Origin of the sequence: Acidicapsa dinghuensis, assembly GCF_025685685.1 — a bacterium.
GTDB lineage: Bacteria > Acidobacteriota > Terriglobia > Terriglobales > Acidobacteriaceae > Acidicapsa > Acidicapsa dinghuensis.
Genome location: NZ_JAGSYH010000006.1, coordinates 105,710 through 130,480, shown reverse-complemented (window position 1 = coordinate 130,480; position 24,771 = coordinate 105,710). Strand labels below are relative to the sequence as shown.

The following is a 24,771-nucleotide window of genomic DNA, read 5'->3' as shown; positions in this document are numbered from 1 at the left end:
AGGCTTTGGCTCTTGCACGTTGATCGCCGCAAATCGCAAAGCCTTTGCACAAAGGCTCAAGGCAACGGCCATCCCCACGAGCGGAATTGTCACACTTTGCCATGCGGACGACTCAGCGCTGTTCGCATGGCTTGCAGGGTAAACTCGAGCGACTCGCGTGGAATGCTGTCCACATACGGCCCGACCACCCAGCCCAGGCCGTGTGGTACGGCGCGCGTCAGCGATATCGCTTCGATTTGCATGTAGAGCCCGCCATCACGCTCCTCGTAGCTCCAGTAGGAGTTAAGCCTCCATAGAAAACCGTGCTCTTCGCCTGAAGACAGTTCGCGTTCTTTCGCGGTTCCAGGCGAATCGATCTCAGCGATGCGCGTACTGGTGGACGCGCAATCGCCGTGTCTGGAGTCGAGCCTGCCAAAGCGCACATCGTAATCGGTATCCATCACTACAGTGATTACGTGATGCTGCCGCACACGCATACGTGTGCGCATCCCATCGCCACTTGCCGAGAGCATCTGGCTACGCAAAACTTCGGGCGCGAAAGTTTTTGTATAGGCATCCAGGTCGCGCATCACCCGCTCGAAATCCGCCACCGTAGCGCCCGAAACAAAGGCTGTGCCACGCCAATCATTCAGCATTGCATCGGGGATTTCTTTTGATGGAGTGAGACGTTCTACGACCATTTCTCCGTGACGAAGCCGAGCTTCTTCGTCACCTGTATTCACAACCAAAAACGTCGTAGCCGCTCGATGCTCTATCACCAACCGGCCTTCTACTTGTTGCGCATATTCGTCGAAAGCGGTGTTCGCGATCGGCCCCGGCCCAGCGAGCAAGGGACTTGCAACCGTCAGTAGAATCGCACCGGTGGCCACACTCGCGAGCGAAGCCAGATTCGCGTGACGAGCCGTTATGAAATCACTCATGGGCTCAATACTGCCACGCCAGCCCTGCCGGCAGCCAGTCGGCGCGATTGCCTTATAGCTACGTGTGCTCAGTGAGCCTCTTCGGCTGCATGATTTCGATGCGGCGTAGGCACAAACGATGTATAGCGCCACGCTTCGCTGGCCCATTTACCTGGTGGCTGATTCCACGCGTCGGAGCTGATCCCGTTCAGATCATAGACCACCTTACCACCCTTGATTGTCAGTTCGCAGATCAGTCTCTCTGATCCCTCGTGACGCAGGTTCACCATGTCAGTAAACCCGAAGTTGCCCTTCTCCACACGCAGCACCGCAACGTCGGCAATCGCTCCCTCCGAAAGATTTCCCAGCTCCTCATGCTTGATCTCCTTCGCTGGATGCGACGTCATCTCTGTAACCACTTCTTTCAAAGGCACGCCCAACGCGAGAATCTTGTCCGCCGTATTCAGCTCATCCTTCATGGCGCTGTTCATGCTGCCCACATGCAGGTCGGTCGAGATCGAATCAGGAATAAATCCATCCTTGATCATCGGCACCGCCAGTGACCACTTGAAACTGCCGCCACCATGTCCCACATCGAAATAGATGCCGCGTTTGCGGCCCTCGATGAACGCCTTGCTTGGCCCCAGCGTATCTGGGTCCTGCTCATTCCGCAGTCCCGAATACATGTGCGTGTAGATGTCGCCGGGCCGCAATTTTTTCGTCAGCAGGTCATAGAGTGGCCGCGTATCCGGATGATTTTCCCCAAAGTCCACCATCACCGGAATATTGGCCTTCGTCCCTGCAATCACTGCCTGCTCCACCGGCGTCCAATCCGGCCCGGCATAATGCGCGGTTTTGATACCCACGACCGTATCCGGATATTTCAACGCCATCGCAGCCGTCGCTTCGCCATCCATGTCAGCCGTGTTGTTCTCAAACTTCGGCCCGCGCATGCCCGATCCAACAATGTTTAACAGTGCAAAGACGCGTGTCTTCGAGCGATCGATGATGCGCTGCTTGAAGTCTTCAAAGTTCTTCCATCCAGAGCAGCCCGCATCCACCACCGTAGTCACGCCTACGCGGAATGTAAACCCATCCGGAGGCACGCTTAAATCACCGGCGTACGAGTTGCGCTCGCCAGTGCCGTTGTACACATGCACGTGGATGTCGATCAGCCCCGGCGTCACATACAGCCCTTTCGCATCCACCGTCTTCAATGCGTCAGAAGAAGCAATATGTGGCGCCACCTTGGCAATTTTGCCGTCTTTAATAGCAACGTCAAAAATGCCATCGACGTGGTTCTTGTTATCCAGCACATGGCCACCCTGCAGGATGAGATCGTACGAGGGCAAATTTGCTGGTCTCGGCGCTGTACCTTCCTGGGCGCCCGCGTTTACCGCTGTCAGCGCAAGCAATGCAAATGCCGCCATTGCCAGACGAAGACGATTGTTCCTGAAGATAAAGATACTCATACTGCTCCTCAAAAAGCGCAAAACACCTCATGTATCGCGCTTGTTCCGCGCCCCTCGTTACCTGCAAGCGCCTTATCTGCCGGTTTTCGTTTGTCAGCGAGAACTCACTGTCACTCGATCAAACGCGCGTGGCTTCCCACTTCGCTTCCCCGTACTCGCCCATGTGCACCGATCCCGACATCGAATTTCCTTGCACCTCACCCTTGAAGGTCCACGGAATCACGTTGCCGCTCACAGCCATCACACTGTGCAGTTCCACCTGCGTCGCATGCACCATGCCTTTCAAATCGGCGTGGTAGATCTCGCCATCATGCTTGCCGGTTATTTCATTCCCCGACCGCGAAAGAGTGAACTGCTGCTCGCCTTTCCCTCGCAAATAGTGAATCGTCACAGCCCACTTGCCCTCAAGTTCTGCAGGCTCTCCACTCGGAACCACAGGACTCTCATAATGTCCTGGCTTCGTGAGCCCCTCATAAATTGCATCGGCCACAATCTTGTCTTCGCCTGGATCCATCATGTACGGCATGATCCCGATCGAACTCTCCATCCTGTTCGGCCGCACTCCACCGCCACCAAGCACAAGAATGCGCGGCGTACCCGCATCCAGCTTCGCCACCAGTTCCGTGCCTGTAATCTTCAGCTGATTCGCATCCCAGCTGATCTTCAACGTAGGCGCGCGGTTCGATAGATCCTCTGGCTGCTCGTACTCGGTCTTCACCGACGGCAAGCCTTTCACACTCCCCTCGATATGCTGAAGCCACGAAAGCCACATCTTCTGCTCGGCTTCGTGGTCGCGTTTATACCACTGTCGAACCGCAGCCAGCAGCCCCATCGCCTCTTCTTTGCTGCATTTGTAAGCGCGGCCATAACAATGATGCGGAGCGGCCTGATAGTACGCTGACTGACACAGATCCTTCTGCCCAATCAGCATGCCCGATGATTGAGGCCCGCGCATGCACTTGCCGCCCGAGTATCCCACCAGCGTCGCGCCATGCTGAATATGAATGTTCGGCGACAGAGGCTCCTCCGCAGCCGCGTCCACAAATACCGGGATCCCCTTCTCTTTCGCAATCGAGCAGATATTTGGAATGCCCAGCGGTCCCTTCTCCGCCGCGGGGCTCGAAAGAATGTAAATCATCGCTGTTCTGTCGGATATCTTGCTTCGCAGTTCTTCCTCCGACGCTACTTCCACCAGTTCCGCGCCCGTCATGCGAATGCCCATGTCATACGGATTGCGGGAATGATGGGGAATGATGACTTCCTTTTTCTGTTCGATGTAAGGAAGTGCCTGGCATTTTTCGATATTCGTTCCCGCGATGCACGCTACCGTCGCCAGCGCGATGGCAGCTTCGCATCCTGTCGTCGCAATCCCCCACTCGGCTCCCGTTAGTCGGCCCAGCTCTTTGCCGATGCCATCCATCATCTCGTCCAGATGAACAAAATAAAACGACGCGTCGTACATCGCCTGCTTCACTTCCGGCAGCGAGCGCGACCCGCTGATGATGGTGTACGTACCGCGCGCATTCAAGAGAGGCCGCACACCAATCTCAGTGAAAAGATTATGCGCATCCGTTCCCTGATGCCTCAGCACGCCGCTGCCTTCCGCAGAATTTACGGCCGCGCTCGCCGTCCCCGGTGCAAGCGTCGCCGCGGCCCCCACGGCGGAGATGACTCCTGAACTCTTCAACAACTGCCTGCGCGACCATAGCCTGGCGCCAATCTTTGACATATTTCTCCCGATTTTCTCTCGTATGAATCAACGTGCGTTGCGTCATCCTGCCGCCAGGCTTGAGCGGAGGGCCTGCCCCGATCTACTTTTTAGTACCTACTTGTAAGCGATCAGTTCGATTTCTACCAATGAATTGCCCGGAATACCTCCCGCTGGAGCCACCGTCGTTCGAACTGGCGGAACCGCACCCCAGCGGCCCTTGTAAACCGTGTTCATCCGTTCCCAGTCCTTGATGTCATTCAGATATACGTTCACCTTCAGCACCTTATCCATCGACGACCCCGCACGAATCAGGTTCTGCTCCAGCTCATCCAGTACATGCTTCGTGTGCTCTTCGATTGTTCCCTGGAAGTGCGCGCCAACGCCAGCCAGAAATACAAGATTGCCGTAAGAGACCACGCTCGAAAACAGAGGCGGCTCACCCTTCTTGTTATCCGCATTCGGAGTAGCAGGATAAGACTTTTTCTCCAAAGCTCCAGTTACCTGTGCCTCAGCCGCACTGCTTGCCATTGCCACGCCCGTTACTGCTACCGCTGCCGTTGCTGCATTCTTCAAAAGATTTCTGCGCGATTGCTTCTGCATCCTATGGCTCCTTATGCCGGTTCGAGTTGATCTCGCCAAATTATCTACGCTCGGGGATGCGTCAATACTTCTCGCAGCCTGCGGCCAACAATCTCCGCCTCACCCGGCTGCAGCATCCACGTGCCCACCACAATCGTATTCTCATTCGAGTGCGTTCCCAGACGTCCTGTCGAACCTGTCGCAGGATTCAGTTCGATTCGAGGCTTTTCTGCCTGCAACTTCTTCTGCACTTCCGTCGGACTAATGCCCACCACTGCCGGATCGTATGCCAGGATCAGATGTGGAACATGATTTGCAATTTCAGGTACAAAGATTTCACTCTTCATCGTCGGCACATTTTTCACCGCTGCGGCAATCACATCAGCCCGTCGCCGATATTCAGCCTGATCTGCCGCTTCATCGCGGCTGAGCAGCCAGTCCACTGCAGCCACCATACCGACAATCTGCTCTTTCGCCACCTTCATGCCGCGGCCGACCGCATCGGAGTTTGGATTGTCATTTTGTACCGCAAGATCGATCAGCTTCTTCCTCCCCAGAAGAAGCCCCGCATTCTGCGGTCCGCGAATTCCCTTACCGCCCGAGAAGCACACCAGATCAAATCCCATCTCCGTGTACTTCCACAGATTCTCCACCGGAGGCATATCCGCCGCCGCATCCAGATGACAAGGCACCCCGTGCTGATGCGCAATATTAAGCCATGTCTTGCGATCGATCTCTCCCGCCTCAGCGGCATTGAAGAAGTTCGTCATGACTGTCTTCCGCGTGAACGCGTTGCGATAGTCCTCCACCGTCACCACTTCCACAATGCGCACTCCGCACAACTGCATCGCGTGGTCATACTCGTATCGGTGTGCCTTCTGAACGATGACCTCGTTCTTCATCCCGCCCACTTCCTGCGGAATTTGCTCGGGCTTCAAATTATTCGCCGAGGCAACGCAGGCGGCTGTCGCCAGCGTCAGCGCTGCAGACGCTCCAGAGGACACCAACGCTGCCTCACAACGAAGCTTCTTTGCCAGATACTCACCCGAAGCCTTCTGTAGATCTTTCAATACAACCGGATGCAGCGCCGCTTTCGCCACAGCCCGTTGCACCTCAGGCGGCATCACAGCAGCCGTCAAATACGTGTATGTTCCAGCAGCATTGATGATCTTGTCGATGCCCAGCTTGTCGTAGTAGTCCTCGTTCTCAGCAGGATGCTCAGGCTCTGTCTCCGCGCGCGCGCTCATCCATGGCGCCGCACTCACCGCCGCCATCAGTCCTTGCGACCAGCCTAGAAACCGTCTGCGCGTTAACGGGCTTTGCTCACCATTCCCAAACATACCCACGCCTCAAGCCTCCTTGCGCAAGCATCCTGCGCGCCACCTTCCCAATCTAATCTTTGCAGCTCTATATTCTTCCAAACTTCTTCACGGCTTCAACGATAGAACGGTACTTCTCGATAAACGGATACATGGAGTGCTCGCTGTTATCTAGTTGCTGTGCGCGCACCAGCACATCCGCTGCATGTTCTCGTGGAACCACAACCACACCATCCTGATCCGCCACAATAATATCGTTCGGATTTACCTTCACTCCATCGCAATCAATCGGAACATTGCTTCCGCCAAAGCGATAGTGACCCACTGAAGTCGAAGGCACCGGCCCAGTCGCATACACCGGAAATCCAATCCGCTTCAGTTGCGGGATATCCCGCACACCGCCATCAATCACAGCTCCTGAAAATCCACGCGCAGCCATCGCAGTGCCCATCAGGCCTCCCATGCCGGCGATATCCGCACCATCCTCCACCTGCATCACATACACCGATCCGGAACTGCCAGAATCGATCGCGCTCAGCATCCCTGAGAGCGCATCCGGATCGTGATTCTCCTGCTTCACCAACTTCACAGTGAGCGCCGTCCCGGCAAACTTCGTCGGAAACACAGATTGCATGCGATGCGACATGTAATGCTTCTCGTGATAAAACTGCTCGATCGCATCCGATACCGAAGCAGCCTCCACATGCTTGTAGGCCTCGATCAATGCCGCTGGATCCGATGCATATTCCGCAGCTGTACGCGGCTCATTGGCAAACAGCAGATGAGCAATAGCAACGACCACGATTGTCGTAAGCAAGGTGATTCCTGACTGCCGCACGCGGGGAATTCTTAAACTCTTCAAGAGAAATCGCATTGGAAGTGAAGGGTTATTTTTCATAACTCTTGCAATGTAACGCATCATCCAGATGCCGGAACACTTCTTTCGAGCAATGAGAAAAGACCGCGGCCGGAATTTCTCCCGGCCGCGAGGAAGGATAGTGCACTAGAAGATGAACTTGCCCGCAAATGAGACCACGCGAGCGCCAGTCAGTTCTCCAGGAATCGTCTGTACGCTGGTGATTGTTCCAAAGTTGCTCGAACTGATGGCTGTGCTGTTAACGGATGCCGCACTCAGAGTTGCATTTGGATTGGAAGCGCTCGGATGGTTGAATACATTGGCCGCCTCCAGGCGGAGTTGAAATTTGGCTCTTTCCGCGATAGGAAAATTCTTGAAGATTGAGAAGTTGTCGTATGTGAACCCCGGTCCATGCAGGTAGTTCCTCGCCACGTTGCCATAGGCATAGTTGTAGATAGTGCCAGTTGGGGTAACTGTCTGCTGAGCGACCGGCAATATGTACGCATCGCTGTCAATGCAACTCGCCGCTGCACCTGCAATGAGTTCATTCTTCTGATTACAGGTTGAGAATGGCTTGTGCACCCAGCTTGGACGTTCCGTGCCTGTACTTAAGCCTGCACTGTTGTATCCAAGCGTGACGTTAAATGGCATTCCTGTCTGTAGATTGAGAACGTCATTGATCTGCCATCCGCCGATCGCTTCCTGCACCAGACGGCTTACACCTGTGACAGGCGGCAAAGTGTACGAGAACACACCCACGAAGCGATGCCGGATATCCCAGTTTGAATTGCCGTAATCGTAGGAGATGTCATAAGGATCCGTGGCAGTACCGCCGCCGTTTGAGTCGCTTGAAACATCCAGATCATGCGACCACGTGTAGCTGAATTGCCCAGAGAATCCATTGGACATCCGTTGCCGCAGGATTACGTTCAATCCGTTGTAGTGAGAGTAGGCAATATCTCTCAAATCACGAATCGATCCGAAGAGCTGATTGGGTCGTACAAGGCAATTTGCCTGTCCGCAGCTCCCCTGTGCGCTGTTGACATTCACCTTGGTCGGCTGACTGAAGACTGTGCCGAGCGTGATTTCGTTAGGCTCGTTGTCGTATTGGCTGATGTCGAGATCCAGAGAATGAGAGCCTACATACTGCCCTTCGATTGCTGCTCCTTTCCATAACTCCTCTCCGACTGAAACATTCCATTGATAACTGCGCTGGGTCTTGTTTCTTGGATCGTAGGTTACTGCGCTTCCATAGGTGCACTTCGGGTCGCAGGTTCCCGTAACTGCGGATGCTGTTGCTGCGCCTGGCGTGGGATTGGTAAATGACAATGGATTCCCTGGAGTGCCTTGGGCGTCGCTAAAAGTAAAGACTGCTCCAAACGGATAGTTATTGCTGGTCAGCAAAGTAAAGCTATTGAGTTGGTTGGCGTTGTAGAAGAAGCCGCCGCCACCGCGCACCACCGTCTTTTCGAAGGGCCGGTAAGCAAAGCCGAGACGCGGTCCCCAGTTGTCGTGAGTAGCGCTACCTAACTTGAGGCCAGGGACTGGAACCCATGACGCAGCTGAATTGGCCGAGGAGGTGGGAAGCAGTTCCGTCTGGTCTTCGCTCATGATGCGCGTGTAACCGTTCAAACTGTACGGAACCGTAGGCAGATCATAGCGCAGTCCGTAGTTGACGGTCAGCTTCGGAGTCACCTGCCAGTTGTCCAGTGCAAAGAAGCCGTCGCGCCACTCTGCCACCGAGCCCTTGATGCTGTCAGGAGGCGTCTGTACGCTATTCGGTAGGCCAAGAACAAAATCGGCGGCGCCATAACCAGTGACCGTTCCATTGAAGGTGAACTCGCCCAGGGACTCATTGGTTGCGATGCGTCCCGTTTCCAGCTTTCGGAATTCGATGCCGCCCATGATGCTGTGTCTGCCATGCGTGTAACTGATCTGGTCGTATGCATCGATGGCGCGATCATCCTGGAACCAGTTAGTTCCATTGTTTCCGATGTTCATTCCGCTTGCGGAAGTGACCTGAACGTTGGGAACGCCGGGCTGGCCCTGAGTGGTGTCGTAGTTGAATCCAGGAATGCCTAGAGCCGTGCCGGCACCTTTGATCCCGTTTTCATACCAGTAATTCACTGCGTCGGTCAAAAATGTGTTCACGCCGATGCGGGCGTCATTGATCAAATTCGGCGTGATTATATGCGTGTATCCGAAGGCGTAATTACGGCTATGGGTCGGACCATATCCAGCACTGACAGGAACTTCGTTTCCGTTGGCATACGTCATGTCCTGCCAGTGGAAGCGCCCAAAAATCTTGATCTTCTCTCCGATGTTTTCGTCTACGCGCTCCAGCGTCTGCCGAACAAAGAGCGTATTGGCAAAGGGCACGTTGAAGATGTTGTTGTTGACCCCCGAAACGTTGGGTTGCGGAACCATTGTTTCATAAAGCTTTGCTATGGCCGCGGTGCCCGTGGACAGTTCGCTCGCCGGTATTACGTTGTTAACGTAGTACGCACCTGTATTCGGATCTTTAATACATATCCCCGTGGTTTGGGTTGCCGGCGCCCCTGGGGGAGGCGCACAAGTATCAGTGCCGAAATTCCAAGATCCTAGCGCTGAGAAGTCACCTTCTCCCGGATATGCCGTCCCGTTTCCTTCCATGGCAGGAGTCAGCACGGTAGTCGTTCCTGCGGTTGTCACCTTTTGGTTGATTTTTTCGTATGCGCCGAAGAAGAAGGTCTTGTCGTGCCCATTATAAACCTTCGGAATCCATAAGGGGCCGCCGACCGTAACGCCGTATTGGTTATAGTTCTGCGGTGTTTTCGCCTGGACCGGCGTATCGAAAAAGTTGTGCGAATCGAAAGCTGTGTTCTTGATGTAGTCGTACGCAGTGCCGTGAAGTTGGTTTGTGCCGTTCTTACTTACCAGGTTCACGTGCACGCCAAGATAGGCGCCGTACTGAGCCGTGTAGTTTCCACTCTGCATCTGAACTTCCGAAACCATGTCTGCACTGGGGCGCGTAGCCGTCACATTGCCCAGGTTGTTCATGATCGTGACGCCATCGAGCGTCTGCTCATTCTGCGTCTCGCGCTGCCCAGCACCGATAAAATCCACGCCTGGAGGATTGCCGGAGTAGCTCGTTTTGCTTCCGATAATGACATTGGAGGTCAAGGCTGCTTCCTCCAGCGCGTTATGCCCCTGAACCGGAAGATCCTGCACCTGATCGGACGCAATCGTTTCGCCCAGCGTCGCATCATCCGTAGACATCGGAGGCGTATTCGCGCTCACCGTAACCGTTGCATCAACCGATCCAACCTGCATCGCAAAATCAGTCCGGACTGCTTCATTGTTCGGCACTACCACGCCAGTCTTCGTCAGCTTTTTGAAGCCCTGCATTTCCACTGTGACGTCATACGTACCCGGCAGAATATACGTAATTGCGTAGTAGCCTTCGCCATTGGTTTGCGCCTCGGACTTTACCTTGGTGCTTTCTTCCACGGCGATCACATGTCCGTTACTGATCGCACTTCCAGCCGAGTCGGTAACAGTGCCGACCAGCGATGTATTGTTCGCCACCTGAGAACGCAGGAACATCGGGCTCAGCAAGAGGGCGAGACAACAAACGAATACTTTCTTCACGGGAGGTCTCCTAACAATCCTGGCCATCCAGGGAGTTCTTGCGCTATCGCGATCGAACACCGGAACTACGCTGCGACGATTACGCGGCAGCGCACGCACATGTTTCTTGAATGTCACGATTGGATTACGAGATGAAAAACCTGTCATCGGTCTGGTGACGGTTCTTTTTCTAGGACAAATGCCCTACCGGCATAAGAAGGCGCAAAAATACGGGAGCCCAGTGTCTGAGTTTTTAAGACGCCGCGCCAACACGCTTAAAGCAAGAAGATCCTATAACTTCCGCGACGAGGAGAAGACGTCGAGAGATGATCCGCGAAATCAGAGCCAGTCGATAAAACGTTTATCTTCCGAACACTCAAAACGGATCAGTCTAGATGTACCAACCCGCGCTGCAAGGCAAAAATCGTAGCCTGCGTACGATCGCGCGCGCCCATCTTGTCGAGTACCGCGCTCACATGAATGCGCACTGTCTTCTCGGCAATCCCCAACTCATCTGCTATCTCGCGATTGCTGAATCCCTTCGTGATGCACGAAAGCACCTCTGTCTCGCGCGGCGTAAGTTCGACGGCAGGCATGCGCTCAGCCAGCCTGTCCAATGCGACGTGCGGCAGATACCGTAGCCCTCTATGTACATTCTGGATCGCGTTTAGCAGCTCTTCCCCGCTCGCATCTTTTGTCAGGTATGCCATCGCGCCATTCTGTACTGCGCGATAGATATCTTCGCTACCGTGATAATTCGAGAGCACCACCATGCGCGCGTTCGAAAACTCTCGCTTCAGCATCGCGATCACATCAAATCCACTGATGCGCGGCAGCCGCAGGTCAACCACAGCAACGTCCGGCTTGAGCTTGCGATACATAGCCACCCCAGCCTCTCCATCGCTGGCCTCTCCCACAATCTCAATCTGTGCGTGCCCCGACAGAACGGAATGTAAGGCCATCCGGGCCAGAAAATGATCCTCAATCAACAAAACACGTATCTGTTTCATATACCAATCCAGCGAATAACATGATGCTCCTGGTCCCGTCGCAGCGGCTGCAGCAGCGGATTGAACGGCACATCTACAGTTACCTCTGTGCCGACACCCGGCATAGTCTGCAAACGAAGCATGCCGCCAACCTTGCGGGCTCGCTCCTCCATCACAGAAATACCGAAATGCTTGCTGTTTCCTTCCTTCGCATCTCCGCGTTGAAAACCCCGCCCATCGTCGCGGATTGAAAGCGCCAGGGCATCATCGTCATACCTCAGTTGAATCGCAATATGCCGGGCTTCAGCATGCTTGATCGCGTTCGACACGGCCTCCTGCCCGATGCACACCAGGTGATGAACGCAGCCAGGCGCCAGCGGAAGCTCATCTCCATCCACTTCAAACGTCGTTTCAATCGTTTCCGGAGCCACGTTGGCCGACAGCGTGCGCGCCAGCGCATGCGACAACACATTCGTCACTTCGTCCGTGTCACGCAAATCCCAGATAATGCGCCTGGCCTCGGCCTGACAATGCGACACCATACTTCGTGCCAATGCGCACGATTGCGCTGCCGGCGTGCTTTCCGACTTGCTATCGCGAAACAACTTTGCTGTCGCCTCAAGCTGCCACGACACTGCAGCAAAGCCCGCCATCAGTGTGTCGTGACATTCTCGCGCAATGCGGCTCCGCTCTTCGAGCACGATACCCATGCGCCCTTTCATCAACTGCAGCCGCCTGCGGAATATCTGTATCACCACCGCCACCGCAATCAAGAACAGAAGTGCGTAAAAATACCAGGTCTGATAGATAAATGGCGATTGCTTTACCGCGATCGTCGCCACAGGTGTCGACCAGTCTTCCCCACTCCGGCGCGCCTGCACTTCAAACGTATAGTTCCCCGGCGGCAAATGCCTGTATCGCGCCACATGCGCCCGCGTTGTGGTCCAGGACGAGTCGTATCCCGTCAGCCTATAGCGGAATTCCAGATGCGAAGGATTCGAAAGCAGCTTGGCGTGAAAAAAGAGCAGCAGATCGCTATGGCCTGCCTCCAGATCCACAAGCTTCTTCGACGTCGTCGGAACCAGCTCAGCAGAGTTCGGATCAATCATGGGCGTCCAGCCCATGATTCGTGCTGCGGGCTGCGAACCACCGAGCATCTCTGCTGCATCGGTCGTATGTACAAACCCTTTGGTTGTTGCAAACCACAGCGTATCGTCCGGCATACGCGCCGCAAGTGGCAACGAAGGCCCGCTGCACTCGCTTGATCGCATGCCATCGGCCTTGTCCAGAATCACTGCCGACAGGGTGTTGCGTCTGCCCTCCATCACCGCATGCAGATCCGCTGCTGCAACACGCACAATGCCCCGGGATGTGCCGAACCAGAGATGCGCATCCTTATCCTCGATTGCAGTGTTTACCTGAAACTCAGGAAACCCGGCACCTGCTGGCACAGCTGTGACGTGATCTCCGACCATTGCCATTAAACCGCCGCGCTTCGTACCGACCCATACATAACCTCCGCTATCGATCGTCAGCGAAAGAATATACGCGTGATCCAATCCGTCGATTGTCTGGGTCTTGCCATTACGCACGCGATAAAGTCCTGCGTTGGTACCCACCAGCACAGATCCATCACGATCCTCCAACAGGCATGTGACGAGCTGCGAATCCAGAAACAGAACACCGCCATACCGGGAAGGTTCGCCCTTCGCAAAATAGAGCAGTCCCGTGTAAGTGCCAATCCACAGGCCGCCATCTTTTGCCGTCAGAATCGCGCTCACGGCGTTACCCGGCGATTCATTAGATAGGTGATAGTGGTGAAATGTGCTGCCGTCGTAGCGATAGATACCGTCGTACCAGGTACCCACCCATACCTGATGCTTGCGATCCTCAGCCAGTGCGCGAATTGGCGTCGAGATCGGCATGCCCGGCGGACTCGTAGGGATCAACCGTCCATCATGACGGCGAAACAATCCCTTGTCCCATGTGCCAAGCCACAAGTCGCCATGGCTGTCGGCCAGCACGTTTGCAGTGTAGGTAGCGTGCATTCCTTCCGGATCGCCATACGGAGCCAAAGCTCCCTTACGCCATCGGCTCAATCCTCCCGAGAGCATTCCCACCCACAAGTTCTGCTCGTCATCAAGAAACAGAGAACGAATTGCATCGTCTGCCAATCCGTCATGCGTACTCCAACCTTGCAGTCCCTCCTTCGAAAGACGCCACAAGCCTGCACGTCGTGTGCCGATCCAGAGATTGCCCATGGCATCGCCAATCATGACAGACACTGAATCCGGCACTGAGGCTTTCACAGCCTCGTCATATTCACGACCGCCTCTGCTTTCCTGCAATGCCTTTTTCAGAGTCAATTCCACAACATGATGCGATGTGCCCACCCACACATTCCCCTGCACATCGCGATAGAGCGCAATAGCAGGCTCGTTCTGTATCTCGTGTAGTAGGTACGGTGCGACCTCCCCATGCTTCCATCGATACAGTCCAGACGAAGTGACAAAGAACATGCCGCCATCGCTGCCTTCCGCAAACGGTGCGACAATCGATCCAATGATCATCCCCCCGGCATTGACAGCTTCCAGTTTGCCGTTCGCAAAACGCTCCACACCATTCTGCGTCGCGATCCAGACCACTCCGTGCGTATCACGATACAAATTACGAATGCGTTCGTGATATCTTCCTGCAGCTTCGCTGACGTTCACGGTGCCTGAGGCTGTCTGATGCAGTACGCCCCGGCCATCCGTACCGATCCACATCTCGTCAGCGCCAACCGGCAAAACAGCGTTGACCGCTTCATTGTCGCGATCAGGATCGCCGGCTGCTGCTCCATCTATAGGCTCCGCGCGAAAATGAATGCCATCGAAAGACGAAATGCCCGCTGACGTAGCTATCACCAGCGATCCGTCCGCGCGCTGTGCAATCGCTCGGACATTGTTCGCTGGCAGGCCGTCCTCTACCTGCCATTCCTGCTTCTGATACTCCGAAAGCGAGAGATTTGCTCTTGGAATTCCCCATGCCTGCCGAGCGACGCCGCATACCACCGTCACATTCATGCATGCAATGACGAGCCATACTCCCGGTTGCGCCCACCTGCGCTTCGTTCGTTGCTCCGTGTTGCGGCGACAACCAGACCTCATTAAACCTCCAGCGGCCGCTCCGGATGCACCGTCATCCAGCACAGCGCGCCGACTACCGCCAGCGCAGCCGATAATCCGAACGAAGTCGTCCAGCCGAACCGCTGCGCGATCCACGGCGTCAGTGAAGCCGTCACCGCACCGCCGATCTGGCCGCCCATATTTACCATGCTCGAAAACACGCCCGAGCTATTGCCCGCAATATCTACAGACACCGACCAGAACGAGCTCTGTGAAAGATATAGCGCACCCGCGCCACCCGCGAGAATAAACGCCGCAAGCTCAGGACTGCGCGCCTGCGAACCCAGCAGCAGAAAAACTGCCGTCAGCAGCATGGCTCCAGAGGCCAGAGCATTCCGGCCGGCGCGTAATCCATATTTCTCACGCAGCAGATCGCTGATCAGGCCGCCCGCCAGACAGCATACCGTCATCGAGATAAACGGCAGCATCGTGAACATCGCGCTCGTATGCAGATCGAATCCGCGCACCTGCGCCATGTAGAGGAAAAACCAGCTGAAGAAAATCCACGCGATGTATCCAAAGCTGAAATAGCCGACCATCAACGCTGCCAGATCACGCCGGCTGAAGATCGCACGCCAGGAAATACGCGGCTGCTCTGTCGGTTCGCGGTCTTCGTGATTACTCCGCAACCCTTTCAGGATCGTCTGCAGTTCTTCGGTTGAGACCTCTGGATGCTCTTCTGGCGTATCCCGCGCGCTCAGCCACCATACCGCCCCGGCCAACACGCCAATCGCCGCGCTGGCCCAGAACGCAGCGCGCCAGCCATGATCCGCAATCAACAGCGTCAGCAGCGGAGGCGTCAATCCGCTGCCTGCACCCACGCCAGCAAAGATTAGTCCGTTAATAACCCCGCGCTCTTCCATCGGCACCCAGCGAGCCACAAATTGATTCGCCGCCGGATACACCACGGCCTCGCCCGCGCCCAGCGCCAGCCGCACGCAAATCAGCAGCAACACGGCGTGCGCCTCACCTGTAGGAATCAGCGCTGTAAGAGCTGTGGTGATGCCCCACCAGAAGACCCCAAGCGCCAGCACGCGCCGCGGACCAAAGCGCGTCGCCAGCCATCCCGCCGGCAGTTGAAACACCGCATAGCCGATCAGGAATGCGCTGAAGATCCAGCCAAGCCGTTGGTTACCCAGCCCATATTCCTTGCTGATCTGCAGTCCGGCTATCGAAACGTTCGTACGGTCCAGAAATGCCACAGCGCTCAAGACAAACAGCAAGAACGCGAGGAAAAAACGGACGTGGGTCTTACGCTCCACGCGCATCAAGACTTCTCCCGGCGGCACGCGAAGCGTGCGCGGTGATGGATTTGCTTTCAAGTACTTCGGATTAACCCGTAAGCGATCCATTCAACTATGCCTGGGACGATTCTCGATAGGGCGTATGACCTAGATGGGACAGTCTTGCCCTGAGTCTCAACTCTCAAAATGCCGAAGTCAACAGCATCTTCATCGCCCCGGCGTAAAACGCTCGCGCAATCGCTCGGTCATCGCCAAATTTTCGCTCATCGCTTTGCTAGGGCATTTGCCCTATCTCCACCTCGGCTCCGCACCCGATGACGTGACTAGCTCCCGGATTTTCAATATGCTGGGAATTCTCAAGCTAAAGAACGCGTCCTCAGAATATGGAAATTTCAATCCGGCCAGACGCGCTCACAAAGATGTGATCATGTGGTCTCACTTTGTGATCTCTGGAATGTTCCCGCGCCCTGTCCGCCAATTCAGTCTTCGGAGTAGCCGATGGCCACTGTCATCTCGCGGAAGGACCCCCGTTTCGACTCGCTTAAGAGCGGCCACAATCTTCGCTGGCCAGCTGAGGGCGACGAAGCCTCCCGCATCGTTATCTGCGAAAACCAGGCCGACATCGCCGAGGCCCTACAGCAGATCGTCAGCGCAGGAATGCGGCCTACCATCCGCTGCGGCGGCCATTGCTATGAGGATTTCGCCGTCAGTAATCCCGGCGGCGCGATGCTCGACCTGAGCCTACACAGCGGGGCCCACATTCCCGATGGCAGCAACGCCTATTGCGTCGAGTCAGGCACACTGCTCTGGAACGTCTACAACCAGCTCTACAGGCGCTATGGCGTCACCATCCCTGGCGGCACTTGCGGCACTGTCGGCGCGGGAGGCCACATCAGCGGCGGCGGCTACGGCCTACTCTCGCGTCTGCACGGCCTCACCTGCGACTGGCTCACTGCTATCGACATCCTTACCGTTGACCACGCCGGCAAGGTCGTCGCCCGCACCGTCGACGCAAATCACGACCCGGACCTCTTTCGCGCCCTTCGCGGAGCAGGTGGCGGAAGCTATGGGGTCATTACCGCCTATCACTTCGACAAACTTCCTCCTGCGCCGACACAAGTCATCGAAGCCTATCTACGCTTCACCTGGGCCGAGATGACCGAAGAGAACTTCGTCCGCTATTTGCGTACCTTCGGCGAATACTGGGAAACGCGCGGCCAGGACCCCGATACCTGGGGCATGTTCGCTGTCACCTCGATCGGGCACGCCACCAGCGGCGGCTTCGGCATGTCTGTCCAGTTCATGAATCCCGACGGTTCAATTGCCGATCTTTCGGTTCTGAACGACTATCTCGACCGCTTCAAGACTTGTGGCGGCGTCCCCACCACGCAGCGCACAACGCCCGCACACGGGACAAATGCTCCAGTTCCACCTTCCGCCCATCAGCCCGAAACATTCTGCCTCGGCTCACACACTGTTTCGAAGGAAGACTGGCTTTTGGCTACCGCACGCGAAGCCGGAGGCCCCGGCGGCGCACGCGGCAAGTACAAGTCGGCCTATCTTAAACAAGGCTTCTCCGAAGCCGAGGCGCGGTGCATCTACAAGCACATGCACCGGAAGATCGGCAGCGCCGACCTGCGCGGCGGCGTCATTGAGATTGATTCCTACGGCGGCGCAATCAATCGCAAGTCTCTGCTGGCAACCACGGCCGTCTCCCAGCGCTCATCCATCATCAAAATGCAGCCCATGTGCTTCTGGCGCGAGGCTGCGGACGACGCCGTCCGCGGCCAGTGGCTCAGAGAGCTTTACACGGAACTCTTTTCAGGGCCAGACGCAGATCCTCAGCACCTGGGCACGCCCTACCCCAACGATCACTACGAAGGCTGCTACATCAACTATCCGGACAAGGACATGCTGGCTTATTCTTACTGGCCCGAGCTCTACTTCGGCCCGGCCGGCAAATCCGGCAGCCTTTACCCGTTCCTGCAACAGGTCAAGCGCAAGTACGACCCTAACAACATCTTTCACCATGCCATGTCCATCCGCCCCTGAGCACTCTGGAGCCAGCCATGCGCCTGATAAGCCCAACCATCGCCCCTCTCACCCGTCGCAGCTTCCTCGCCTCCGCTGGAGCAGCAGCGCTCGCCGCAAAGGCGCACGCCTTGGCTAGCGTTGGCATCCGTGACTCACGCTTTGCGTATACCGCCTCACCTGGTGAACTTCGCGTTTACGGCACGCAAACCATCCCTTGGGCGCTAGTTCAAGCGCTGCCATCTGAAGCGCCCATATCACTCATTGCCGACTCTAACAAGCGCATACTCCATGTGCTTCACGACATCGCCGAATACGATGGACTTCCCCGCGGCTATATCGAGTCCTTCCGTATTGACCAATCCACCGGACGTCTCACATCACCAACACGTCGACCTCTCTCGCTCTCCGCCATCCACCCGCGCTGCATGGCCCTTTCGCCGGACGGCAAAACACTTGCCGTAGCAATCCACGGAGGCAGCGCATACAATCTGCTGCCAATCCACGATGATGGATGTCCCGGTCGTCCTATAGCTATCCGCAAAGAAACCGGCATCAATACCACGTCACTCTCGCACCCTGCTCAGGTGAATTTTAGTCAGGACAGCAGGCGCATCCTGGCTCTTGATCCGGGAACCGTTTCCATCTCTGTCTTCGCAGTCGAATCGACGCTTCCACTGTTACATCGTCACTCTCTACCTGCCGAAAGCAATCCCTCGCACTTCGCCTTTCATGCTGCCTCGAACCTGCTCTTTGTAACCAGCGATACAGCAACTTCGCTGATCACGTTGTGGCATAATCCAGCGACTGGCTGTCTTACTTTTATCTCCGAATCCGGAGATGACAAATTCAGGGGACCGTTAGTTATTCACTCGGCAAGCCAGACTCTCATCACCGCGTCTGCGGACTCCCTCAAAACCTTCTACATCGATCCGCAGTCAGCAAAACTTCAGCACACGCAGACCCTGACTCTTCCTCAATCCGCGCATGCAATTCAGAGCCTCGCGTTTCCGCCTGAGAATGATGCTCTCTATGCAGCGACGGATTACGGCATCTGGCGTACAAGCATTGATTCGCAGCAAGCTACTCTTGCATCGCCTTCACTCGTTGCGTCCTCAGCCAACCTGATCGCGTGGCTTTAACGGCATCCAGATAAAGACTCATGTTTCTTTGCAGTTGAGCACTGAAACTCCGGCAAACATCCTCCTGTCGAACACGCTGGAATGAATCCTCGTGGTATCTGAGCCAGGCTCGGATACAATAGAAAAAGGGCCAAACCCCGCCAATTTCGCAATCTGCACCAATGCAAGGAGTTTCTCTTTTATGGCGATTCCCGCCACGCAAATGCGCCCCGGCATGATCATCAAGCACAACGAGCAGCTTCACCTTGTCTTCACCGTTGAGCACCGCACACCGGGCAACCTGCGCGCCTTCATTCAGGCCAAGCTGCGCAACATCAAGTCAGGCGCCATGTTCGAGCATCGTTTCCGCTCTGGAGACGCCATCGAGCGAGTCATCGTCGATGAAGTCAACATGGAGTTCCTCTACAATGACGGCGACGACTACTACTTTATGAACCCTGAGGACTTCGAGCAAACCGTGCTCAAGCGGTCCACCCTCGGCGACGCCGTTGAATATCTCACGCCCAACCTGCAGATCCAGGTCAGCTACTTCGATGGCGTGGCCGTCGGCATCGAGTTACCCCAGACCGTCGAACTCACCGTTATGGAAACTGAGCCCGGCATCAAATCCGCAACGGCCTCCAGCGTCACCAAGCCCGCCACCACCGAGACCGGCCTTGTCGTCCAGGTTCCCCCCTTTATTAACGAGGGCGAAAAAATCCGAGTCGACACCAGCGAAGGCGCCTACCTCGGCCGCGCGTAAAATCCAGATTGCAATCTGAAACGGCAAACGGCGCGGCCTGCCCGGTCCGCGCCTTTGCCGTTTCAGTGATCGGCTCGATCCAGCAAAGTTCAATAAATCTGTGACGGCTTCAGTACAAAAGACTTACCCATCCTGCCGCCATCTACAAACGACTAATCTTAAGGAAAAACTTATAAATCAGGCCGCCTTTCCGCCTATCCTGCTTACCGCTAGAGCGTCAAAACCTTAATCTCTGGAATCCTTTAGAGGAATTGGATCGGCGGTAAGACAAATATGAGCAGCGCGCTACAACCAGCAGTCTTCCCTGTCGAAACGTCCCCAATGCAACAGCCGGATACCGCTGGGCAGATCGCTCTCGATCTCGGCGCTATCCGTAAGTTGCTGCGACAACCGCTTGAAACCAAAGCTGTGCAGGGCAATCTTACCGGCCCACAACGTAGCGTCATGCAGGTCGTCGTCCGGGTGGATCTGCGCGAGACCGGGATCAGTCTCAAAGATCTCAGCAAAGCTGTAGGCCTCGCCCAATCCACTGTCTCAGGCATCGTCGATCGTTTGGCGCGGGACCGCATGCTCGAACGCTCTCCAGATCCGAAAGACGGTCGCGCGGTTCGAATATTCCCGACTACGCCCGTACTTGAATCCCTCCAGACTCAGCGGCCTCATCTGCTCGACGGTCTCCTCCACCAGGCGCTCGCAAAAGCGTCGCCTGCTGAAATCTCCGCAATTCAGCAAGCGTGCAACCGTCTGCGCCAGTTACTGGAATCAGTCTGAGCAGATCGATCCGCAGCCTGCGATTTACCACCCCACCCCTCATCTGCCAAACTGACTCTCGATGGTCCTACACTTTCTTATCAGTGGGCGCGTGCAGGGTGTCGGCTTTCGTTGGTTCGTACACCGCGAAGCCAGTGAACTCGATCTCAAGGGTTGGGTGCGCAATACCGAAGACGGCGACGTTGAAGTCGTAGCCTCGGGTAATTCCGAAGACCTTGACGAGCTCCGCACCTCACTCAAAAAAGGCCCGCGCGGAAGCCGTGTCGATCGGGTTATCGAGCACACACTCGCCGAAAACGAAGGAACTTCTCTCAGCGCTTTCAAAATTGAAGGCGCCTGGTAATCTCGTGACCTATTCCAGTCACAGCCGCCTGCAGGCTCTGCGATTGGCAACGTGAGTGCTTCCGTACCGACCCGTATAATCAAGTAGTTCCCATTGGCGCTCGATCATCGCGCCTGGTTCGCATGTGCTCAATCCGCACCGGACCTATCAGCAATCAGGAGTTCAAGTTTTTCATGTCCGATTCCGCCAATATCACTGCGCTTAAGGCACTCGTACGCACCGTGCCTGACTTCCCAAAGCCTGGCATTCTTTTCTACGACATCACCACGCTGCTCAAGGACCGCACTGGTTTCGCTATGCTCATCGATGAGCTCGCCGCGCATTACCTTGAGCGCAAGATCGATCTCGTCCTGGGCATTGAAGCCCGCGGATTCATCTTCGGCCCCGCACTGGCCTACCGGCTCAACGCAGGCTTTGTCCCCGTTCGTAAGCCGCGCAAGCTGCCGGCGCCCGTTGCCCGTGTCACCTACGATCTCGAATACGGCTCCGACACCCTCGAAATCCACCGTGACGCTATCCAGCCCGGCCAGCGCGTTCTACTCGTCGATGACCTGCTCGCCACCGGCGGCACCATGGAAGCCACCATCAAGCTCGTCGAAGAACTCGGTGGTCGGATCGCTGGCCTTGCCTTCGCCGTCGAGCTTGACTTCCTGCGCGGCCGCGAGCGCTTCCCCAACCACGACGTCTTCAGCCTGCTTCATTACGACGAGTAAGCTGCTCGTTACGGGTGGCGGAACCATCCAGTTCCGTCACCTTTAACTGCTCTTCAGGCTTCAGATAGCCCTTTCTGCGAAACCAATCCTCTATTGCCATCTGCAAGCGGTCCAGCGGCACCAGCAGCCCTGCTTCTATCAACCCATCGGCGACCGGCAACGTATCGTCAAAGACCGCATCATTCGTAAAGTTCCGCATGGCAAAGTTGTCGATCTGCCGGATCGGACAAGGCGTCTCGTTCCCCTCGGCATCCACCCGTACCACGGCTATTCTCCGAACAAACATACCTCCACTTTAGCGCTAGCGGTTCGACCCGGCGTTGCTCCATTTATCCGTGGAAAACATCCGCGCTCCTCTGCCTCCACAAGTGACGAATGCGTGTCGCGTATTGCAATAAGGCAAACAAGATCATGGCATCACGCCCCCTGGCAGCCTGCCCTCTCTATACACGCTCTCTATAATGGATCTGCCGCGAGTGAAGCCTGTAAGCGCACGCTCCGAATGAGCATGCTTGTTAAGAATGAGTTCGGGCTTCGAGTATGGCTGGGGTTGAGATGTTATTGCTGACAACTGGGCTATCCCGGAGACTGTTTGCTTCTGGGTTATTGTTTTTTTGTCTTACAGATGCGGGGCTCATGATCGGGCCTGCATTTGCACAACAGGCTCGGGCAACGAGCCACACCGTACCGCACGCACCGCAGTACGGCGTGATCGTGGCGCCGACCGAGGCCGAAGCGCAGAAAATACTGCGCCGGTTGAAGTCGGGCACGGACTTTGCAGTGCTGGCTGAAGAGCAATCGGTCGATGCCACCGCAAAAGATGGCGGATATCTGGGAAGTGTTGCAGCCGTGCAGTTACGGGCGGAGTATCGGACAGCAGCGGCGCATCTGAAGCCCGGCGAGGTGAGTGAGATTGTACACGTGCCCGAGGGATTTGCAGTGCTCACTGTCTACACACGAACGCCGTATTTGAAGGATCTGGATGCAGAGCGGATCAAGGGGTTGATCTCGCAGGGTGCCGTGCGGGACACAATTGATATCTCGGGGATGGCTGAGGCAGATGCAGCATTCCAGGTATTCCCGAAGCCGGATGGCTGGAGTAAAGACTTGAACGAAGTTTGCGCTATCCGTAAGAAATCGTATGTCGACGCAGTGGGACGGGTAGCAGAGATTCTGCCGCGCGCGGACGCCGATCCGGCCAGCCAGGCAGAGCCGCGCAAGCTGATTCAGGGACATGCAATGCTGGCGCAACTTTATGTATACACAGGCCAGATGGACAAGAGCATTGTGGAGTGGAAAAAGGCGCTTGCGTTAGCTCAGGAAAAGGTGCCGGGAGCTGTGCCTTATCTCGAAGAAGCGCTGGGAGTAAGTTATCTCCATCAGGCAGAGATGGAAAATGGCTCGTATTCGAAACCTGCGGAGCTTGGTTTTTTCCCGCCGTTGAAAGCTGGTGTGAGCTTTACGCAGACCGCGAACGCAAAGCTGGCGTTAGAGGAATTCACCGAATATCTAAAGCAGAATCCGGAGAGCCTGGAGGTACGATGGCTATTGAATCTGACCTATCTTGCCCTGGGCGAATATCCGGATAAGGTGCCAGCGCAATATTTGATACCTGAGAAGGATTTTGCAGGCACGCAGGTCCCGGGCATCGGGCGCTTTGTGGATGTGGCTCCGGCGGCTGGTTTGAATGTTTTTACCGGCGCAGGCGGGGTGGTGGTAGATGACTTCGATAACGACGGTTTGCTCGATGTGGTGACGACAAGCATGGACATGTGCGAGCCGATGCATTTCTTTCATAACAACGGAGACGGAACCTTCACAAACCGCTCCGTGCAGGCAGGACTCGCGCAACAATTGGGCGGACTGAATGTAATCAAGGCAGACTACAACAATGACGGATGCATGGACCTGCTGGTACTGCGCGGCGGATGGGAACTGCCCGAACGGCGATCACTCCTTAAGAATAACTGCAATGGAACGTTTACCGATGTAACGGAGGCAAGCGGGCTGGACAATATCGTGACGGCCTCACAGACGGCGGTATTTGCAGATGTGGACAACGATGGCTGGCTCGATCTGTTTGTAGGAAATGAGAATGCGCCAAGCCAGTTATTCCGCAATAGGGGCGACGGAACATTTGAAGATATTTCGCACAAGGCAGGCGTGGATAAGATTGCCTTCACCAAGGGAGTGACGGCTGCGGATTACGACAACGATGGATACGTGGATCTGTATGTGTCTAACGTGACCGGCGCCAACTTCCTCTATCACAACAATGGGGACGGAACATTTCGCGAGGTGGGGCGGCAGGCAGGCGTACAGGCACCCTATTACAGCTTTGCAACGTGGTTCTTCGATTATGACAATGACGGCTGGCCAGACTTGTTTGTGAATTGCTACTTCAGTTCAGAAGAGGAAGTCATGCGGAGTAACCTGGGACTTCCGTATAAAACCGAGACCCTGAAGCTCTTTCGCAACAAACACGACGGCACATTTGAGGATGTGACAGCGAAGGTAGGGCTGGATAAGGTGCTCATGCCCATGGGAGCAAATTTTGGCGATATCGACAACGACGGGTACTTGGATATGTATCTGGGAGTTGGGCAGCCGTCGCTGGCTTCGACCATGCCGCACATGCTACTGCGCAATGACGAAGGTAAGAGGTTTGAAGATGTGACGGCCGAGACGGGGACGGGAGAACTGCACAAAGGGCATGGAGTGGCATTTGCCGACCTGGAGCGAGATGGACAAGAGGATATTCTCTCGGGACTAGGTGGAGCAGTGCCTTCCGATAAACACGCGATGCGGGTATACCGGAATCCGGGGAATGGGAATGACTGGATTGATGTGAAGCTGAAAGGTGTGAAAAGCAACCGCGAAGGCGTGGGGGCACGAATTGAAGTGACAGTGGAGAACGACGGGCACGCGCAACGGTCTATCTACCGCACGGTTGGTGAGACGAGTTCGTTCGGTGGAAATCCCGCGGAAGAGGATATCGGACTGGGACATGGAGCGCGAATTGTGGCTCTGGATGTATGGTGGCCTGCGACGAATACGCGGCAGCACTTTGACAGCGTAGACAAGGACGAGTACATCGAGATTGAGGAGTTTGCAAAAGATTTTGCGAAACTGACTCCAAAGCGATATCAGCTGGGCGATACGGCAGCTACCGGAGCGAAGTGAG

At 55.8% G+C, this 24,771-nt stretch carries 18 protein-coding genes; 7 read left to right on the top strand and 11 right to left on the bottom strand.

Features of this window, described 5'->3' with window-relative positions; all coding sequences use genetic code 11:
- Window positions 1-89: 89 nt before the first annotated feature.
- The 10 genes from OHL22_RS18750 to OHL22_RS18705 form a co-directional block, all read right to left on the bottom strand.
- A complete protein-coding gene (locus OHL22_RS18750) occupies window positions 90-920 on the bottom strand; it encodes a hypothetical protein (protein WP_263340823.1) in 831 nt (276 codons plus the stop codon).
- A gap of 68 nt (window positions 921-988) precedes the next feature.
- Window positions 989-2,371 (bottom strand): amidohydrolase/deacetylase family metallohydrolase, encoded by a 1,383-nt coding sequence (locus tag OHL22_RS18745; protein ID WP_263340821.1) that lies wholly within the window; start codon window positions 2,369-2,371, stop codon window positions 989-991.
- A 118-nt stretch (window positions 2,372-2,489) separates the two neighbouring features.
- On the bottom strand, window positions 2,490-4,100 hold the full coding sequence (locus tag OHL22_RS18740) for a PLP-dependent transferase (RefSeq protein ID WP_263340818.1): 1,611 nt from the start codon (window positions 4,098-4,100) through the stop codon (window positions 2,490-2,492).
- A gap of 96 nt (window positions 4,101-4,196) precedes the next feature.
- Window positions 4,197-4,682, bottom strand: a complete 486-nt coding sequence (locus tag OHL22_RS18735) for a RidA family protein (RefSeq protein ID WP_263340814.1) — start codon at window positions 4,680-4,682, stop codon at window positions 4,197-4,199.
- Between the two features lie 44 nt (window positions 4,683-4,726).
- Window positions 4,727-6,001: a selenocysteine synthase gene (locus OHL22_RS18730; RefSeq protein WP_263341198.1), complete on the bottom strand. Its 1,275-nt coding sequence runs from the start codon at window positions 5,999-6,001 to the stop codon at window positions 4,727-4,729.
- Between the two features lie 67 nt (window positions 6,002-6,068).
- On the bottom strand, window positions 6,069-6,797 hold the full coding sequence (locus OHL22_RS18725) for an RraA family protein (protein ID WP_263340812.1): 729 nt from the start codon (window positions 6,795-6,797) through the stop codon (window positions 6,069-6,071).
- 186 nt (window positions 6,798-6,983) lie between these two features.
- Window positions 6,984-10,466, bottom strand: a complete 3,483-nt coding sequence (locus OHL22_RS18720) for a TonB-dependent receptor (RefSeq protein WP_263340810.1) — start codon at window positions 10,464-10,466, stop codon at window positions 6,984-6,986.
- Window positions 10,467-10,831: 365 nt separating this feature from the next.
- On the bottom strand, window positions 10,832-11,455 hold the full coding sequence (locus tag OHL22_RS18715; RefSeq protein WP_263340807.1) for a response regulator: 624 nt from the start codon (window positions 11,453-11,455) through the stop codon (window positions 10,832-10,834).
- On the bottom strand, window positions 11,452-14,583 hold the full coding sequence (locus OHL22_RS18710; RefSeq protein ID WP_263340805.1) for a sensor histidine kinase: 3,132 nt from the start codon (window positions 14,581-14,583) through the stop codon (window positions 11,452-11,454). The genes OHL22_RS18715 and OHL22_RS18710 overlap by 4 nt, the downstream gene beginning before the upstream one ends.
- Window positions 14,583-15,869 (bottom strand): MFS transporter, encoded by a 1,287-nt coding sequence (locus OHL22_RS18705; protein ID WP_263340803.1) that lies wholly within the window; start codon window positions 15,867-15,869, stop codon window positions 14,583-14,585. The genes OHL22_RS18710 and OHL22_RS18705 overlap by 1 nt, the downstream gene beginning before the upstream one ends.
- A gap of 474 nt (window positions 15,870-16,343) precedes the next feature.
- On the opposite strand from OHL22_RS18705, the gene OHL22_RS18700 reads away from it, so the two are divergent.
- The 6 genes from OHL22_RS18700 (at window position 16,344) to OHL22_RS18675 (ending at window position 21,587) form a co-directional block, all read left to right on the top strand.
- Window positions 16,344-17,897 (top strand): FAD-dependent oxidoreductase, encoded by a 1,554-nt coding sequence (locus OHL22_RS18700; protein ID WP_263340800.1) that lies wholly within the window; start codon window positions 16,344-16,346, stop codon window positions 17,895-17,897.
- Between the two features lie 17 nt (window positions 17,898-17,914).
- On the top strand, window positions 17,915-19,018 hold the full coding sequence (locus tag OHL22_RS18695; protein WP_263340797.1) for a lactonase family protein: 1,104 nt from the start codon (window positions 17,915-17,917) through the stop codon (window positions 19,016-19,018).
- A gap of 181 nt (window positions 19,019-19,199) precedes the next feature.
- A complete protein-coding gene (gene efp, locus OHL22_RS18690) occupies window positions 19,200-19,760 on the top strand; it encodes an elongation factor P (RefSeq protein ID WP_263340794.1) in 561 nt (186 codons plus the stop codon).
- Window positions 19,761-20,033: 273 nt separating this feature from the next.
- Window positions 20,034-20,531: a MarR family winged helix-turn-helix transcriptional regulator gene (locus tag OHL22_RS18685; protein ID WP_263340791.1), complete on the top strand. Its 498-nt coding sequence runs from the start codon at window positions 20,034-20,036 to the stop codon at window positions 20,529-20,531.
- A gap of 61 nt (window positions 20,532-20,592) precedes the next feature.
- On the top strand, window positions 20,593-20,874 hold the full coding sequence (locus OHL22_RS18680) for an acylphosphatase (RefSeq protein ID WP_263340787.1): 282 nt from the start codon (window positions 20,593-20,595) through the stop codon (window positions 20,872-20,874).
- Between the two features lie 173 nt (window positions 20,875-21,047).
- Window positions 21,048-21,587, top strand: coding sequence for an adenine phosphoribosyltransferase (locus OHL22_RS18675; RefSeq protein WP_263340784.1), 540 nt, complete (start codon window positions 21,048-21,050; stop codon window positions 21,585-21,587).
- Here OHL22_RS18675 and OHL22_RS18670 read toward each other — a convergent pair.
- The gene (locus tag OHL22_RS18670) at window positions 21,562-21,873 is read right to left on the bottom strand and encodes a hypothetical protein (RefSeq protein WP_263340782.1); all 312 of its coding nucleotides are present in this window, start codon (window positions 21,871-21,873) and stop codon (window positions 21,562-21,564) included. The genes OHL22_RS18675 and OHL22_RS18670 overlap by 26 nt on opposite strands.
- 350 nt (window positions 21,874-22,223) lie before the next feature.
- Between OHL22_RS18670 and OHL22_RS18665 the strand changes: the two genes are divergently transcribed.
- Window positions 22,224-24,770, top strand: coding sequence for an FG-GAP-like repeat-containing protein (locus tag OHL22_RS18665; protein ID WP_263340779.1), 2,547 nt, complete (start codon window positions 22,224-22,226; stop codon window positions 24,768-24,770).
- The last annotated feature ends 1 nt before the right edge of the window (window position 24,771 follow it).